Raw genomic sequence first — 15,280 nt, 5'->3', positions numbered from 1 at the left:
CATGGATGGCCCCTCTCGCCGTGCCCCTGGAGCAAGGATGGAGGGAGGGTAGTTTGGCGGAGCCAAACCCGGATGCAGGGGCAAGCCCTTTGGTTCCTTTCGGCGCTTGAGAAAGGGACTCGTCCGGGGGGACGAAACCAGAAGCATCCGCAAAACTCGGCAAGCAGCCTGGCTCTGGACGTTCTAGCAACACTTAACGCAGACATAGCCAACTCATTCGCCCCTACAAGGTTGGAGCCGGCTTGGGAATCAGAGCGGCGTCAGCTCGATCAGGCAGACCGCGCCGGCGCCGCTCAGCTTCACCCCGACCAGGGTGCCGGCGCTCTCCAGGTGCAGGCAGTCATGCCGACCCAGAACCGCAGACACCTGGCCTTCGTGGGCAAGGCTCACTCCGCCTTCGGCGGCGAACAACAACAGGGTGCTGGCGGACGAGAAGAATTCGGCCTCGCCCGCGACCCGTAGCCATTGCAGGCGAGCGGCGTAGCGCTTGGGCGAGTAGATGAGGTTGAAATCGCGGATCGGCCCGTCGATCAGTTCGCACTGCACTGCGCTACCACCATCGAAAGCGAACGCATCCAGGACGGTGAGTGTGCGGGACCATTGCCCATCCACTTCCAGGCGCATGCCGGCACCTTCCAGCACGGTGATCACCCGCTGGTAGCCGGTAAAGGCGGAGAAGCCGCCGGACTCGCCAACATCGGCGATGGACAGTCGCCAGCCGAAGCCGTCGAGACCGTCGCCTGCGTCGCGAGCGATTTCCAGGGTGGAACCGGCGCCGTTCTTCCACGGCATACGGGGGTACTCAGCGGCGCGCAGCAGGCGGGATTGGGTCATGAACCGAAACGTCCTTCGAGGCGGTAGCGGGAACCGGGGTAGAGCAGGCGAGCGCTGGTCACGGTATTGCGCCCGGACCAGGTGCGCCGGCGAATCAGCAGGCAGGGCTCGCCCCGCTCGATCTGCAGTAGCTTGCATTCATCGGCGTCGGCCAGGATGGCTTCGACCACATGCTCGCCCTCGGTCAGCGGTGCCACCTGGGACAGATAGGCGTAGGGCGTCAGGCGGGTGAAGTCCTGCTTCAGGTAATCAGGGGCGACGGCGGGGTTCACGAAGCGGTCTTCGATCTGCACCGGCACGTCGTTCTCGAAATGCACGATGCGCGAGTGGAACACCCGCTGGCCCTCGCGCAGGTCCAACGCCATCGCACGCTCGGGCCCAGCCACTTCATCCACCAGGCTGACCACCACGCAATGGTGGCGATGGCCGCGTGCGGCGATCTCCTCGGCGATGTTGTGCACTTCGAACAGGGCCGACTGGCCCTTGGGCTCGGCGACGAAAGTGCCCACGCCCTGCATGCGCACCAGCAGCCCTTCGGCGGTCAGCTCGCGCAGCGCGCGGTTGATGGTCATGCGGCTGAAGCCCAACTCGTTGACCAGTTCGCTCTCGGACGGCACGCGGTAGTGCGGTGGCCAGGCTCCGCTCTGGATCTGCTGGCTGATCATCTGTTTGACGCGGGCATAGAGGGGTGCAGGAGCTTCCCCGATCTGGGCGGCCAGCGAAGACGGTGCGGCGGGTGAACTGGGCACGGGAATCTCCTTGTCGGCGAAGAGGCAGGACCCTGGAAGGAAAACAGGCTGAGCCCGGAACTGGGTGCCCGCTTCCGGCATGTACCGGAATCGACAACTCCAGACAAGTGCGCGACTGACGTGAGTTTACGTTACCCACAAACGTCTGTATATGTATATACAAATAAAACCACCCATGCCAGGGCCCCTCACCATGTCCGCATTCTTCGCCGAACGCGCCCTCTTGCCGCAAGGCTGGGCTCGCAACGTCCGCTTCGACGTATCCCTCAACGGCCTGATCGAGCAGGTCCTGACCGATGCCAGCGCAGAAGGCGCCGAGCGCCTCCAGGGCCCCGTGCTGGCGGGCATGCCGAACCTGCACTCCCACGCCTTCCAGCGCGCCATGGCCGGGCTTGCCGAAGTCGCGGGCAACCCCAACGACAGCTTCTGGACCTGGCGCGACCTGATGTACCGGCTGGTGGGCCGGCTCAACTCGGAGCAGGTGGAGATCATCGCCCGCCAGCTCTATATCGAGATGCTCAAGGCCGGCTACACCGGCGTCGCCGAGTTTCACTACGTGCACCATGACGCTGACGGCCGCCGCTATGCCGACCCCGCCGAGCTGTCCCTGCGGGTCAGCCAGGCCGCTCGCGACGCCGGCATCGGCCTGACCCTGCTCCCAGTGCTCTACAGCCACGCCGGCTTCGGTGGTCAGGCACCCAACGACGGGCAACGACGCTTTATCCACAGCACCGACAGCTACCTGGCCCTGCAGGAGCGCCTGCGCGGCGAAATCGCCCGCCAGCCCAATCAACAACTAGGGCTGTGCTTCCACTCCCTGCGCGCGGTCACGCCCGAGCAAATGAGCGCAGTGCTGGCGGCGGAACAGGGCGCTCGACCCATTCATATCCACATCGCCGAGCAGCAGAAGGAAGTGGATGACTGCCTGGCCTGGAGTGGCCGACGCCCACTGCAATGGCTGTACGAGCATGCGCCGGTGGACGAACGCTGGTGCCTGGTGCACGCGACCCATGCCGAAAGCGGAGAAGTAGCAGCCATGGCCTCAAGCGGCGCGGTGGCCGGACTCTGCCTGACGACCGAAGCCAACCTGGGCGACGGCATCTTCCCGGCGGTGGACTTCCTCGCCCAGGGCGGCCGCCTGGGCATCGGCTCTGACAGCCATGTGTCGGTCAGCGTGGTGGAGGAACTGCGTTGGCTGGAGTACGGCCAGCGCCTGCGTGACCAGCGCCGCAACCGCCTGTATCGCGCCGACCAGCCCCAAGTCGGCCGCGCCCTGTTCGATGCCGCATTGGCCGGTGGCGCCCAGGCCCTTGGTCAGCCTGTGGGCGCACTGGAAGTCGGCAAACGTGCCGACTGGATCGTGCTTGACGGCGATGACCCCTATCTCGCTACCGCCGACGGTGACGCCTTGCTCAACCGCTGGTTGTTCGCTGGCGGCGACCGCCAGGTGCGCGATGTGATGGTGGCTGGAAACTGGGTAGTGCGCGAGGGCCGACATGCGGCGGAAGCGGAAACGGCCAAGGCCTTTGCCGGGGTATTGCGGGACGTCCTGCGCTAGCCCGAGCCGTTCTCACCCCTCTCCTCTTCAAGGAGAGGGGCTGGGGGAGAGGGCGCTGTCCGGCGTGCGCCAGATCAGCAGGTCGGTGTCATAGCCCTGCTCTTCCACCAGTTCCAGCAACTGCTCGCGAGTCTTCTCCGAAACCACCGGCGTTCGCGACAGCAGCCAGAGGTACCGGCGATTGGGATTGCCCACTATGGCGGTGCGGTAGTCGTCGTCCAGGTACAGCACCCAATAGTCGCCCTTGGCAACGTCCGGAAAGAGCCGCGAGAACCAGTTATCGAAGCGCACCCACAGCTTGTCGGTACGTCCTTCCACCTGGGGCACGGCGTTGCCGCGCGCTTCCTTCCAGTCACCGTCCAGAGTGCGGCAGCGGTTCAGTACGCCTAGGCGGCCGTCGCCCTGCAGGCTGTAGTGCGCCTCGGACTGGGCGCAGCCGCGCTGGAAGAACATCGGCAACCGCGCCAGCTCGTACCAGGTGCCCTGGTAGCGCTCAAGGTCCACCGCCGCCACCGTGCGCGGTGCGGGCGGCGCCTCGTGATGACTGGCGCAGCCGGCCATCAGCAGGGCCGCCAGCACCACGGCGGTTCGCGTCACTTGAGCCCCTTGCCGGAGAACATCAGCACCTTGTCACCGGCGTACTGCACGCTGACGAAAGCCTTCTCGTCACCCCAGGTGCAGCTGGTCAGGCCCACGGCACCGGAGCACTCGGTCGGGCTGCCGAGCAGCATCTCGACCTCGGCCTTGGTCATGCCGGACTTGAGCTTGGAATAGTTTTCCTGGTTGAGCTTGTTGCAGGCGGCCAGCACCAGGCAGCAGGACAAAAGAGCGAGGGTACGCAGAGACATGAAGCACTCCTTGGCGGATGGGACGCGACAAGCTTGGCACAGCGGTCGCGAGGCTGCCCCATTTGAGCCTAGAAGCGTGAGCCGGGTTCCAGCAGGAAAGCGGATTCTTCAGCGCTGGATGGACGGCCGAGGACGGCGTTGCGATGGGGGAAGCGACCAAAGCGGGCGATGACCACCCGGTGACGCTCGGAGAAATCGAGGAAGCCTTCGAACAGCGATCTGTCCGCAAGGTCGGCGCCGTCGAGCAAAAAGCGATAGCGATAGAGGGCGCGCTCCTGGCTGGCCAGGTCTTCGGCGTGTTCCAGCACCAGGTAAATGAACACCTGACGGATCGGCGCGAGGTGCCGCTCCAGGCCACGGGCCAGGCCGTCGGCCACCAGCGCCTGGGCGCGCGCGTCGCCGGCGAAACCGCGCGGGCTGTTGCGAAAGATCATGCGCGGCAACTGGTCCAGCAGGAGCACCAGCGCCAGCCAGCCATTCGGCTGCTCGGCCCAGTCGGCAAGATCGCCGGCCAGGGCCTGTTCGACCAGGTCGCCGAAGCACTCACGGGCTTCGGCATCCTGATGGTCTTTCTTGCCGAACCAGAGTCCCTGGCGCGCCGCGGCGGTCTGGCTGGCGGAGGCCTCGGGGCCGAACCACCAGTCGAGCAACGGCTGCCAGGGCTGCACGGGTTACTCCTGGTGGTAACCGGTGACGCGGGCGACTTCTTCCTTGGAACCGAGGAAGACCGGCACGCGCTGGTGCAGGGACGTCGGCTGGATTTCGAGGATGCGCTGACGGCCATCGGTGGAGGCGCCGCCGGCCTGCTCGATGATGAAGGACATCGGGTTGGCCTCGTACATCAGGCGCAGCTTGCCGGGCTTCTCCGGCTCACGAGCGTCCCAGGGGTACATGAAGATGCCGCCGCGCGTGAGGATGCGGTGCACGTCGGCCACCATGGAGGCAATCCAGCGCATGTTGTAGTTCTTGCTCAGCGGGCCTTCCTTGCCGGCCAGCATCTCGCCGACGTAGCGCTTCACCGGCTCTTCCCAGTGACGCTCATTGGACATGTTGATGGCGAACTCGGCGGTGGTTTCCGGTACGCGAATGTTGTCGTGGGTGAGCACGAAAGAACCCAGTTCGCGGTCCAGGGTGAAGCCCTTCACGCCATCGCCCAGGGTCAGCATCAGCATGGTCTGCGGGCCATAGATGGCGTAACCGGCGGCGACCTGCTGGGAACCCGGCTGGAGGAAAGCCTGCTCATTGAGGCTGTCGTTCTGCGAGAGGTGCTGGTCGGGGCAACGCAGTACCGAGAAGATGGTGCCCACCGACACGTTGACGTCGATGTTGGAGGAGCCGTCCAGCGGGTCGAACACCAGCAGGTAGGCACCCTTCGGGTATTTGCCGGGGATCTGGTAGGCGTTGTCCATTTCCTCGGAGGCCATGCCGGCCAGGTGACCGCCCCACTCGTTGGCTTCCAGCAGAATCTCGTTGGACATCACGTCCAGCTTCTTCTGCACCTCACCCTGCACGTTCTCGGTGCCCATGCTGCCGAGCACGCCGCCGAGCGCGCCCTTGGACACCGCATGGCTGATTTCCTTACAGGCGCGCGCGACAACCTCGATGAGGAAGCGCAGATCGGCAGGGGTGTTGTGGCTTCTGGTCTGCTCGATCAGGTAGCGACTCAGGGTAACGCGGGACATGGAATGGCTCCGGAGGGTGGAAAAATGCGCGCAGTTTAGCGCGACTCGATTCGCAATGCCTCTCAGCGGGATGGAAGGTGCTGAAACGGCCTGCGGTGGCAGCCCGCAAGGGCTATGGATTCATCTGACGACAAGGATTGCGACGGGTTCCGCGGTCAGCCGGCAGCGGGCGCCGCCATCCTCCGCACCTGGTTGCGGCCGTTGCGCTTGGCCTCGTAGAGGGCGGCATCGGCCACCTGCATCAGCTCTTCCAGCGTCTGACCCTGGACTGGCCAGACCGCCAGCCCGGCGGACAGGGTCACCGACAACGGCCCCTCGCGGGTAGGCAGCGGCTGGCCGGCCAGCGCCTGGCAGAGCACCTGCAGCCGGGCGAAAGCCTCGTCGCCCGTGGCACCGGGCAGCAACAACAGGAACTCCTCGCCACCAATACGGAACACCGCATCACTGCCACGCAGGTTACCGGTCAGATGGATGGCCACCGCACGTAGCACGTCGTCGCCGACCAAGTGGCCGTGGCGGTCGTTGAGCTGCTTGAAATGGTCGAGGTCGATCAACGCCAGGGCGATGGGCGTGCGTTCTCGCTGGCTGCGGGCCAGCTCGCGGGCGAACAGCTCGCCCAGGTAGCGCCGGTTGTAAAGGCCGGTCAACGGGTCGCGCAGGGCCTGCTCCTGCAATTGTTCGTGCAGCCGCGTAATGGTACGCAGGCGCTCCTCGCTGGTGGCGAGCGCCTCGGCCAGCTTGAGTTCGCTGCAATGGCGCTCGGTGATGTCGCGCAGGTAGAGCATCTGCCCGAGGATGAAGGTGCCACCCCGGGTAACCCGCTCGATATCGCGGGAACGCACTTCGAAATAGCGCGAAGAGCTGGCCGGAACCAGCAACATCTCCTGCTCTCCCGCCGTCAGCATTGCCTCCAGCTCCACGCCGTACACCGGCCACTTGGCAAGCCCCATGCCCTGCCAGGCCACGGGCTGCCCGGCCAGCGCCAGAGCGGCAGGATTGGCGTCGATCACCCGGCGCCTGGGGTCGACCACCAGCACCGGGTCGGGCAACTCCTCGAGCAGCAGGTGACGCGCCACCGGCAACATATCGAACAGGCGCACGCCGAGAATCAGGCAGGCAAACGCCACCAGGGTGAACGCGAAGCTGAAGGGCGTGGGGTCGAAACCGAACAGCGTCCAGCCGTAGACCACATAGCTCAGGTTGGCGCCCCAAGGCACGCAGGTAACCAGCACGAAGGCCAAATAATGGCGCCGATGGAGGCCATGGCTGGCCAGTGCCGCACGGGTCACCACGGCCAGGCAGAAAACCATGAAGACATAGACATAGATGGCCACGGCATCGAACAGCGGGCCGTGGTCATAGCGGATCGCCGCGCCGAGTGAGTCGTCCACCGGCAAGGTGCCGGGTCCGTAGAACAGCTGGTGCCAGGGATTGCTCAACGCCATGCCGGAAGCCACCAGCGGACCGATGCCCAGCAGCAGGAAGCCTCGCAGGCTCAAAGGCTCACGGATGCTGTTGACGTACTGCCAGAGGAAGACGGCCCAGAACGTCGGCACGCCAATGATGCCGGGCCACGCCATGCTGGCCCAGAACACCTTGCACTGCGGGCCCTGCGCGGCCAGCTCCAGACCTGCGGCAGCCAGCCACCAGCAGATGCCGAAGTGCAGGACGATAAAGCTCTCGCGGCCTGGGAAATGGCGCTGGCGGCTGACCCAGCGCGCCATGAGCATGACCCCCAGTCCAACAGCGATGGTCAGCACCACCGGGCCGTTGAGGCTCCAGCCACTGGCCAGGCAGGCGTTCATCGCCAAGCTCCTGGGAGCGCGGCAAGCGGCGAAGCGAAATCTGGAGAGAACTGCTGAAGGCTGAGCACTGGCCGTCCTGACCTGGCATTGGGACGGCAGGTTGCCGCCCCAGGAAATACCGAACAAAGATACATCAAAAAGCCACTATCGCCGTAGGGTCTTCCGTCGATACTCAGGATCGCGCAGTTGGCCGTCGCAACAGGCTGAACGCCATGGCGCCCAACAGGCCAACACCCAGCAGCAACACCGCCCAGAGCCCGACACGCTTCCAGACGATCTGCCCTGCAGTCTGCCGCTCCGTCAGATGCACGCCGGTTTGCGGCGGTAGCGCCACCGCGTCGGCCAGCCCCATCTTCGCCAGGCTGGAACTGTCGAAACCCGGCACCAGCGTGGCCAGGGGCAGTTCCGAGCGGCTCGCGTCGAGATTGCCCAGGGCCAGCACGAACGGCGGGTTGCCTCGGGCGAGGAACACCACCTGGGTCGCGTGCATACCCACCTCCAGGCGCGGCACCTGCTGGCCGAAACCACCGGCGCGCGGGTCCACCGTCAGGCGCAGTTGCTTGACCGACATCCAGCCCGGCAGATCCAATTCCTCCCGGGCCACCTCCTTGCCGTCCTGGGGCAGTCGGTAGAGCAGGCCGGACGTCAACGGCTGCCATTGCGGGGCACCATCGCGACGGGCCTCCACCTGCACCGGCAACAGGCTACCCGGCCGTTCCACGGCAATACGCAGACGCTCGATGGGCAGCCCCAGCGGCAAGTCCCAGACATATTGGCCATCTTTGCTGCTGATCGGCTCCAGCGGCGCAGACCAGGCCATGGTCGCCGGCAGGCTCTGCCGGCTGGCGCTCACCACGGTCACGGCCGTCAGCTCAGGCGCCTGCGGTGGGCTCTGCCAGATCAGCCGCAGATAGCGCGCCGAACGTCCAGGCAGGGACACTTCTCGCTGGTCGATGCGCTGGTCTGCGAAGGACAACCGGGCCACCTGACCATCCCCCCAGGACTCCCAATGCTGCAAGTCATCGCTGGCCTCGATGCTGAAACGCTGGAAACCCTCACCGCCGGCGTTCCAGTCCAGGTTCAGCTTTTCCAGGGGCGCCTGCACGCCGCTGGCGTCTAGCAGCCAGCCACGCAGCTGCTCACCCGCCGAAGCCGGGCCGTCAGGCACCACCTGCACCACGGTGCCGGTGGTGCTGCGCTCGACCCGCACACTGGGCAGACCTGCCCCTTCGGCAGGACCGCGCAACGGAAACCTGCGCAACGCATGTTCACGGCGGGCGCGTTGCTCGCTGGCGCTGCTGCGGGTCAGGGCGTAGGCCAGAGCCTCGCCTTCGGCGTTGAACACCCGCAGATCGCGCAGGTCCGCATGGCGCGCGGCGAAGTGCAGCGCCATAGGCAGGTCCATGCGATACCAGGGGCCTTCGCCATCAAGACGCAACTCAACGCGGGTGGTGAAATCGTCCGGCTGCTCAGCGGCGAGCAGCGGCTGGCAGACCAATCCCAAGCCGGCCAGCAGGGCCAGGCCTGGGCGGCGCAGGCTAGAGAATCTGATCATGCGTTGACCCGCTCCTGTTCAGGTTCCGCGCGCCTGGGCGGCAGGGGCGCGAAGTAGCCGACGACCAGCAGCAGGACGCCGACGCCAATGAAGGACACGATGCGTTCCAGGCCACCGCGATTGCCCAGTTCGACGAAGAACAGCTTCGCCACCACCAGCGCGATCAGCGCCGCGCCTACCAGCCAGAGTTCACGGCGGGCACGCAGGTGCCCGCCGACCATCAGGCCAAGGGCAATGCTGGTCCAGACGATGGAGAGCCCAGCCTGCACAAGCATCGAGTCGAGCTGCGTCTCCAATTGGTACGGCACACCGCCCCAGTGGTGGGCGCAGCGGAACACCGCCGCGGTGGCCAAGGCGAACAGCGACACCCCGGCCACCCCCTGCGCAAGCCAGGTCGGTGGCGTGACCAGGCCGAACTGGCGCAAGCAATCACGCAGCCAGAGGCAGACGCCGAGCAGCGCGAACAGCAGCCCCAGCTCCAGCGGGTTGAGCAGCGGCAGATAGGGCAGCGGTTCGGCAGCGCCATCGCTCCAGGCGTTGGCGACCCAGAACCAGGCGAGCATCAGCAGCGCCAGCGGCAGCGATGCCCAAAGGCGGTATTCCTGCGGGTAGGCTGCGACCGGCCACGGCAGACGCGGTCGCAGCGCCACCAACAGCAGCCAGGCGCTCGGCAACAGCGCCCAGCCCAGCCATCGCCAGGCGTTGTACTGCTCAGACAACAGCATCAGCAGGTAACGCAGCTCCAGCGCCAGCACGCCGAGCAGCAACCAGCAACCCAGCACATGGGCGGCACTGCGCGCACCGGCCGGCAACAGGCCGTCGAGCCGTCGCAGGGCCAGCAGGTGAACCACGAACAGCGCACTCCAGCCGGCCCAGCCAAGCCGCGCCGCCGGGTGATACTGCGGCGCCCAGGCAACCGCCAACGCCATCAACCCCGCCGGAGCCAGCACCAGGCAAAGCAAGGCCAGCGCGCGCCATTGCTCACGCCCTGCCAGCCAGGTGGTGAAGGCCACGCTGGCGGCGGCCAGTAGCAATGCCGCCGGCACCTGCATCCCGGGCTCCACGAAGCGGCCGATTTCCGCCAGCCAGGCCAGCGCCCACCAACCGGCGCTCCAGGCCAGCAGCAACTGCGCCAGGTGCGCCAGGCTGAGCCCCGCCATGGCCGCGTCGACGCGCGCCACGCGCTGCAGGCGCCAGGCCCCGATAAAGGCCGCCATGGCCAGCACCGCTGGCGTCCAGAAGCCGGCATGGGCCAGCGGTCGCAAGCCTTCGCCACTCAGCTCGCCCAGCAGCAGCGGGCTGACCGCGAGGAAGCTCATGCCCGCCAGTAACTGCAAGAGCAGGCCGAACCAGAATGCCGCGCGCTGCTGCAAATAGAGGCTAAGCCAGAGGATCAGCAGCCCACTGCCCGCCCAGACCGCACCCGCCGTGCGCCAGGGCAGGACGAACAGCACCGCCAGATTGACGAAGGCCAGCCCCACCAACAGTACCAGCGACAGGCCGCGCAACAGGCGTGCGTCGCTGCGCGCCAGTGGGTGGCGTGCCGTCAGCAACATGCCGGCAATCAGCGCCAGGCCGATCAGCGAGGCCACCATCAGCCCACGCCAGCCCTGCACCTCGCCGCTACCCAGGCCCGTGCCATCCATATCGAGGAGGAAGATCGCCCCGCCGAACAACTGCACCGCGAACGCACTGAACAGGAAGGTGCGCGCCCCCAGCCGCAGCCCAACGAAGAGGGTCGCCAGACCGGCCAGGGCCCAGGCGATGGCCGTGCCTTCGGCGGCAAGCGCAAGCGGCGCCATCAGGTAAAGGAATGCCAGGCCTGCGCAGGCCTGCGCTGGCAGGCAGCGGCGCTCTAGCTCGGAGGCAGCCTCAACGGGTGCCCGGCGCAGCTGCCAGAACACGAACAGCAGCGCCGCACCCAGCATCAAGGCCCCCAGGGGCGAGCCGTCCAGCAAGGCATCGCCCCCGTCACGCAACCCGCCCAGGAAGGCCACGGCCGCGCCAAATTGCAGCAGCAAGGCGAACGCCCGCGCCAAGGGCCGGCCCTGACGCAGGCCAAGCCAGTAGATCCCAGCGCCCTCTACCGCCCAGGCGGCAGACGTCCAGCGGGCATCCAGCCCCAGCGGAATCGCCAGGCTGCCGAACACCACGCCCAGCGCCAGGCAGGTTTCCACCAGCAGCAGCGCGCGACCAGCCGTGCGGCCGGCAAGGACTCGTGCCAGGACGATGTAGAACAGCCCCAGGGCGAGGGCACTGAAGGCGGCGCCGAACTCGATATGGCGGATCAACGCCACTTGCAGGCCGAAACCGATGATGGGCGGACCGAACAGTACGGTGCCGTCCACCGTATCGCCCTGACGTGCCGACCAGCGCAGCAATTCGCCACGCTCTTCGGGCGCGTCCGCCGCATCCGCCAGCTTGCGCCGGGCGAACAGCAGGCCGATGCCCACGTACATCAGGAAGAACAACACCAGGAAGGGCTCGGTGCTGGCGAAGAGCTCCGGACGGTAAGAGCGCAGGCCCCAGGCAAAGCCGATGCCGAAGGTCCCGACGAAACCGATCAGATTGAGCAGCCGCCAGGCCTTGAACCAGGCAATCGCGAAGATGCCCGCGTTGAGCAGTGCGAAGTAGCTGAAGAGCGCCACATGGTTGCCGCTGCCACTGGAGGTGAGGATCGGCGCGGCGAAACCGCCCAGGGCTGCAACGGCGGCCAGGCCGAGTGCATCCTGGGCCACGGCGAGGATGGCGGAGAACAGGGTGACCGTCACCAGCAGGCCGAAGGCCATCGTCGGGTCCAGCAGCGGATGCAGGCGCATGGCGGCGAACACCGTCAGGTAGAGCACGGCAATACCGGCGCCCTGGAGCATCAGCCCGTAGTTCGGATTGCGTCGGCGTAGCCACCAGCCAAGGCCGAGCAAGGCAATAGCCGCCAGGGCTACCCCGGCATAGCGCAGTTCGATGGGAACAACCATGCCTTCAGTGGCATAGCGCAGCAGGAAGGCCAGGCCCAGGAAGAGCAGCACCACCCCAACGCGCAACACGGTATTGCCGCCGAACAGCCAGTTGCGGGCCGCGGCAAAACCCCTCTCGAGCAGCGAGGGTTCGCGGGGTTTGGGCGGGCTTGCGGGTGCCTGCCGGGGAGCGCTGGGGCGCGCTTCACGGCCCCAGGCATCGGCGGGCGGGGCAGCCGCTGGCGCGGGCTCCGCAGCGGCAACCGGTTCCACCAGCACCTCGGCAGGCAACTCCCAGACCAGCTCGGAATCGTCGTCGGGCACCGTCTCGGGCGCGCGCTCAGCCGGAGCCACCTCAGGTTGGGTAACGGGGGGTGGCGCCTCTGCAGCCGGCTGCGCATTGCCCAGCTCTACCTTGAGCAGGCGCTCATGGATGGCCTGGGTGCCTTTGTCGAAACGGGCGGCGAAGCTGGCCTGCGCCTTGCGCAACTCAGCGTTCTCCCGCGCCAGCCCCTGGAGGCGAATGGCCTGGCCCAACCCCAGGCCCATCAGGCCGCCGAGCAGGGCACCCGTGACGCTTTCATCAATCCCGGCCCCGAAGGCCAGGCCAACCAGCATGAAGATCCATTGCATGCAGCGTTTTCTCGGATGATTGAGCACATTGCGGCCACATCCATCGCAGCCTCGACTGGCCGGACGCTACAGGAGAACGGGCGTCGACCCAATAGAGACGCCTGAGTCCTGGCTCACGGATACAGAAGATTCCTACAGTCCAACGCAATATCGACACAAATCTGGCGAGACAAAGGGAAATTTCGCGTTCCCCGACGGGAAACTGTTCACTTTTTCACCGACATCGCTATGATGCCCGCCCTTCTCCCCTAGCCTGTTCGCCGACCATGAAGACCATGATGATCGTCGGTGCCGACCTTGACCGGACGGACACCTGGATCAAATACGAAAAGACCATGTGCCACGCCTGCGCCTCCAGCTGCTGCACCATGCCGGTCGAAACGCGTCTGAGCGACCTGATCCGCCTGGAGCTGGTCGCCGAGTTCGAGCGGGGCGAACCGCCGAAGAACATCGCGAAAAGGCTGATGAAGGACGGCGTGGTGGAGCGCTTCAACCAGAAGTCCGGCATCTTCACCCTCACCCGCATGGGCAACAACGACTGCTACTTCCTCGACCGCAAAAGCCGTCTGTGCACCGTCTACGACAAGCGCCCGGAAACCTGCCGCAACCACCCGCGCATCGGCCCGCGCCCGGGCTACTGCGCCTTCAAGCCGAAGGACTGAACCCCGGGTTCTGGCGCTAGCGGGTCATCTTCTTCACGAAGACCACCACGAACAGCGCCATGGTGAAGCTGCCGACGAACGCTTCGAAGGCCGCCAATGGCCGCGACAGGCCCAGCGGCGCGATGTCGCCATATCCGAGGGTGGTGAAGGTCACCACGCTGAAGTACATGCAAGCCGCCAGCTCCATCAGGTTGGTCAGTACGTCCTGGTCCGGGGAGAAGGCCAGTCGCACGTCTCCGTGATGAATGCCCGCCAGAAAATAGAGCAGGGCGAAAAACAGCATGAAGCCCACGGAAAACAGCACCACCCGCAACGGCTGCTCGCCGTAACCGCAAAACAGATCGACCATCCACGAGAAAAAGCGATGCCCGGACCAGCGCGGCATCTGCAGCCGGCGCATGACCATCTCGCGATAGAAGAAGCGCCCTGCCTGCTCGAACAACCCGGCCTGCTCCAGGTGGAGGCGCAGGTTGCGATAGACCTCTTCGGCCTGCTGCAACAGATCGAACATCTGCTCCCGTTGCCCGGCCTTGCGTGCCGCACGCGCCTGACGCTCCTGCTGCACCTGCTCGCCCCACACCACGTTGTCCAGGCGTGCACCGTCGAGCTTCACCCCCAGCAGATTGGCATCGCGCAGATCGGCGCAATGCAGGTTGGCATCGCGCAGGTCGGCCTTCATCAGTGAAGCGCCGCGCAGGTTGATCGTAAACAGGTGTGCACCGCGCAGGTCGGCGCGGTAGAGATCGCTGCCGGACAAGTCATAGCCGACGGCGCTGCCACGGTGCACCAGATCGAGGCCAGCTAGCTGGCACTTCTTCAGGCAAAAACCCCGCATCGGCGCGCCACTGCGTGCCCGCGCCTCAAGCGCAGAAGTGAGTTCAGGCGCTTCCGATTTGTCCTGCTTGGCATCCCGCCAGAAGTCGTCCTCAGGGGGGATGTCGAGCATATTGGCAAACCCGGGGTACGGATTTTCAGCCTAGTCCAAAGCCCCAGAAATCGCGCCGCATCAGCGTCGAAACACTGTGGCGGCGCAGCTACCTCAAGGCCCCGCACAGTCAGCAGTTCAGCCCTTCACGGCCGACAGCAGCTTTTTCACCAGACTCACCCCCGCCAGCACCAGGGCGCCGGAGACGATGCCCGCCAAACCATCGACCAGTATCTGCACCAGCCAGGCGAAGCCGCCAGACGCTGCCAGCACCGGCTCCAGCAGGTGATGGGCAGCGGGAATGCCGTGGAGGATGATGCTGCCACCCACCAGGAACATGGCGGCAGTGCCCAGCACCGACAGCCCTTTCATCATCCAGGGGGCGGCAACGAGGATGGCCCGTCCAATGGCCTGGGCCGCGGAACTGGCCTGACGGACCAGATAGAACCCCAGGTCGTCCAGCTTCACGATGCCAGCCACCAGGCCATACACCCCCACCGTCATGATCAATGCGATGCCTGCAAGCACTGCCACTTGGGTACCGAAGGGAGCAGCGGACACCGTGCCCAGGGTAATGACAATGATCTCGGCGGACAGGATGAAGTCGGTACGAATGGCCCCCTTGATCTTGTCCTTCTCCATGGCCACCAGGTCGACTTCGGGATTGGCCACGGCTTCGGTCAAGGCCGCATGGGCCTGCTCGTCCTCTTCGTGGCTGTGCAACCACTTGTGCGCCAGCTTCTCGAAACCTTCGAAGCAGAGAAACGCCCCCCCGAGCATCAGCAGCGGAATCACCGCCCAGGGTGCGAATGCGCTGATCAGCAGGGCCGCCGGCACCAGGATGGCCTTGTTCACCATCGACCCCTTGGCCACCGCCCAGACCACCGGCAGCTCGCGATCGGCGCGCACGCCGCTGACCTGCTGGGCGTTCAGCGCCAGGTCATCGCCCAGGACACCTGCGGTCTTCTTCGCGGCGACTTTGGTCATTACCGAGACGTCATCGAGCAGGGTCGCGATGTCGTCGATCAGGGTCAGCAGGCTGGCTCCGGCCATGGTGGGTCCTTGCAGAGGGGAA

General features: G+C 66.0%; 13 protein-coding genes. 2 read left to right on the top strand and 11 right to left on the bottom strand.

Features of this window, described 5'->3' with window-relative positions; translation table 11 throughout:
- Nucleotides 1-249: 249 nt before the first annotated feature.
- Both E8F20_RS20845 and hutC read right to left on the bottom strand, forming a co-directional pair.
- A complete protein-coding gene (locus E8F20_RS20845) occupies nt 250-834 on the bottom strand; it encodes a HutD family protein (protein ID WP_280285422.1) in 585 nt (194 codons plus the stop codon).
- On the bottom strand, nt 831-1,583 hold the full coding sequence (gene hutC / locus E8F20_RS20840; RefSeq protein ID WP_280285421.1) for a histidine utilization repressor: 753 nt from the start codon (nt 1,581-1,583) through the stop codon (nt 831-833). Before hutC ends, E8F20_RS20845 begins: the two co-directional genes overlap by 4 nt.
- A 193-nt stretch (nt 1,584-1,776) precedes the next feature.
- Here hutC and E8F20_RS20835 point away from each other — a divergent pair, with 193 nt between their 5' ends.
- On the top strand, nt 1,777-3,141 hold the full coding sequence (locus E8F20_RS20835; RefSeq protein WP_280285420.1) for a formimidoylglutamate deiminase: 1,365 nt from the start codon (nt 1,777-1,779) through the stop codon (nt 3,139-3,141).
- 27 nt (nt 3,142-3,168) lie between these two features.
- Here E8F20_RS20835 and E8F20_RS20830 read toward each other — a convergent pair whose 3' ends face one another.
- The 7 genes from E8F20_RS20830 to E8F20_RS20800 form a co-directional block, all read right to left on the bottom strand.
- A complete protein-coding gene (locus E8F20_RS20830) occupies nt 3,169-3,702 on the bottom strand; it encodes a lipocalin family protein (protein ID WP_280285442.1) in 534 nt (177 codons plus the stop codon).
- Between the two features lie 32 nt (nt 3,703-3,734).
- Nucleotides 3,735-3,989 carry an outer membrane protein assembly factor BamE gene (gene bamE, locus E8F20_RS20825; RefSeq protein ID WP_028629847.1) on the bottom strand — a complete coding sequence of 85 codons (255 nt, stop codon included), beginning with the start codon at nt 3,987-3,989 and terminating at the stop codon, nt 3,735-3,737.
- A 68-nt stretch (nt 3,990-4,057) separates the two neighbouring features.
- On the bottom strand, nt 4,058-4,657 hold the full coding sequence (locus tag E8F20_RS20820) for a DUF924 family protein (protein WP_280285419.1): 600 nt from the start codon (nt 4,655-4,657) through the stop codon (nt 4,058-4,060).
- 3 nt (nt 4,658-4,660) lie between these two features.
- Entirely contained in the window at nt 4,661-5,671 is a 1,011-nt protein-coding gene (locus E8F20_RS20815) for a class 1 fructose-bisphosphatase (protein ID WP_028629849.1), read from the bottom strand.
- A gap of 155 nt (nt 5,672-5,826) precedes the next feature.
- On the bottom strand, nt 5,827-7,476 hold the full coding sequence (locus tag E8F20_RS20810; protein ID WP_280285418.1) for a histidine kinase N-terminal 7TM domain-containing protein: 1,650 nt from the start codon (nt 7,474-7,476) through the stop codon (nt 5,827-5,829).
- Between the two features lie 172 nt (nt 7,477-7,648).
- Complete coding sequence (locus E8F20_RS20805; RefSeq protein ID WP_280285417.1) at nt 7,649-9,031, bottom strand: DUF3999 domain-containing protein; 1,383 nt, start codon at nt 9,029-9,031, stop codon at nt 7,649-7,651.
- Nucleotides 9,028-12,618: a DUF2339 domain-containing protein gene (locus E8F20_RS20800; protein ID WP_280285416.1), complete on the bottom strand. Its 3,591-nt coding sequence runs from the start codon at nt 12,616-12,618 to the stop codon at nt 9,028-9,030. Before E8F20_RS20800 ends, E8F20_RS20805 begins: the two co-directional genes overlap by 4 nt.
- 266 nt (nt 12,619-12,884) lie before the next feature.
- Between E8F20_RS20800 and E8F20_RS20795 the strand changes: the two genes are divergently transcribed.
- Nucleotides 12,885-13,280, top strand: a complete 396-nt coding sequence (locus tag E8F20_RS20795; RefSeq protein ID WP_028629853.1) for a YkgJ family cysteine cluster protein — start codon at nt 12,885-12,887, stop codon at nt 13,278-13,280.
- Nucleotides 13,281-13,296: 16 nt separating this feature from the next.
- Here E8F20_RS20795 and E8F20_RS20790 read toward each other — a convergent pair whose 3' ends face one another.
- Complete coding sequence (locus E8F20_RS20790) at nt 13,297-14,226, bottom strand: pentapeptide repeat-containing protein (RefSeq protein WP_280285415.1); 930 nt, start codon at nt 14,224-14,226, stop codon at nt 13,297-13,299.
- Nucleotides 14,227-14,343: 117 nt separating this feature from the next.
- On the bottom strand, nt 14,344-15,258 hold the full coding sequence (locus E8F20_RS20785) for a DUF808 domain-containing protein (RefSeq protein ID WP_280285414.1): 915 nt from the start codon (nt 15,256-15,258) through the stop codon (nt 14,344-14,346).
- Between the last annotated feature and the right edge of the window lie 22 nt (nt 15,259-15,280).

The organism is Pseudomonas sp. BN415 (assembly GCF_029871195.1).
Lineage (GTDB): Bacteria > Pseudomonadota > Gammaproteobacteria > Pseudomonadales > Pseudomonadaceae > Metapseudomonas > Metapseudomonas resinovorans.
Note: the sequence above shows the minus strand (reverse complement) of the source record. Positions and strands in the feature narration are given on the sequence as shown.

Bases quoted from the DNA above. Each gene is read 5' to 3' on its own strand.
- E8F20_RS20845 (WP_280285422.1), bottom strand. From the start codon at position 834: ATGACCCAATCCCGCCTGCTGCGCGCCGCTGAGTACCCCCGTATGCCG.
- E8F20_RS20835 (WP_280285420.1), top strand. From the start codon at position 1,777: ATGTCCGCATTCTTCGCCGAACGCGCCCTCTTGCCGCAAGGCTGGGCT.
- E8F20_RS20830 (WP_280285442.1), bottom strand. From the start codon at position 3,702: ATGGCCGGCTGCGCCAGTCATCACGAGGCGCCGCCCGCACCGCGCACG.
- bamE (WP_028629847.1), bottom strand. From the start codon at position 3,989: ATGTCTCTGCGTACCCTCGCTCTTTTGTCCTGCTGCCTGGTGCTGGCC.
- E8F20_RS20815 (WP_028629849.1), bottom strand. From the start codon at position 5,671: ATGTCCCGCGTTACCCTGAGTCGCTACCTGATCGAGCAGACCAGAAGC.
- E8F20_RS20810 (WP_280285418.1), bottom strand. From the start codon at position 7,476: ATGAACGCCTGCCTGGCCAGTGGCTGGAGCCTCAACGGCCCGGTGGTG.
- E8F20_RS20805 (WP_280285417.1), bottom strand. From the start codon at position 9,031: ATGATCAGATTCTCTAGCCTGCGCCGCCCAGGCCTGGCCCTGCTGGCC.
- E8F20_RS20800 (WP_280285416.1), bottom strand. From the start codon at position 12,618: ATGCAATGGATCTTCATGCTGGTTGGCCTGGCCTTCGGGGCCGGGATT.
- E8F20_RS20795 (WP_028629853.1), top strand. From the start codon at position 12,885: ATGAAGACCATGATGATCGTCGGTGCCGACCTTGACCGGACGGACACC.
- E8F20_RS20790 (WP_280285415.1), bottom strand. From the start codon at position 14,226: ATGCTCGACATCCCCCCTGAGGACGACTTCTGGCGGGATGCCAAGCAG.
- E8F20_RS20785 (WP_280285414.1), bottom strand. From the start codon at position 15,258: ATGGCCGGAGCCAGCCTGCTGACCCTGATCGACGACATCGCGACCCTG.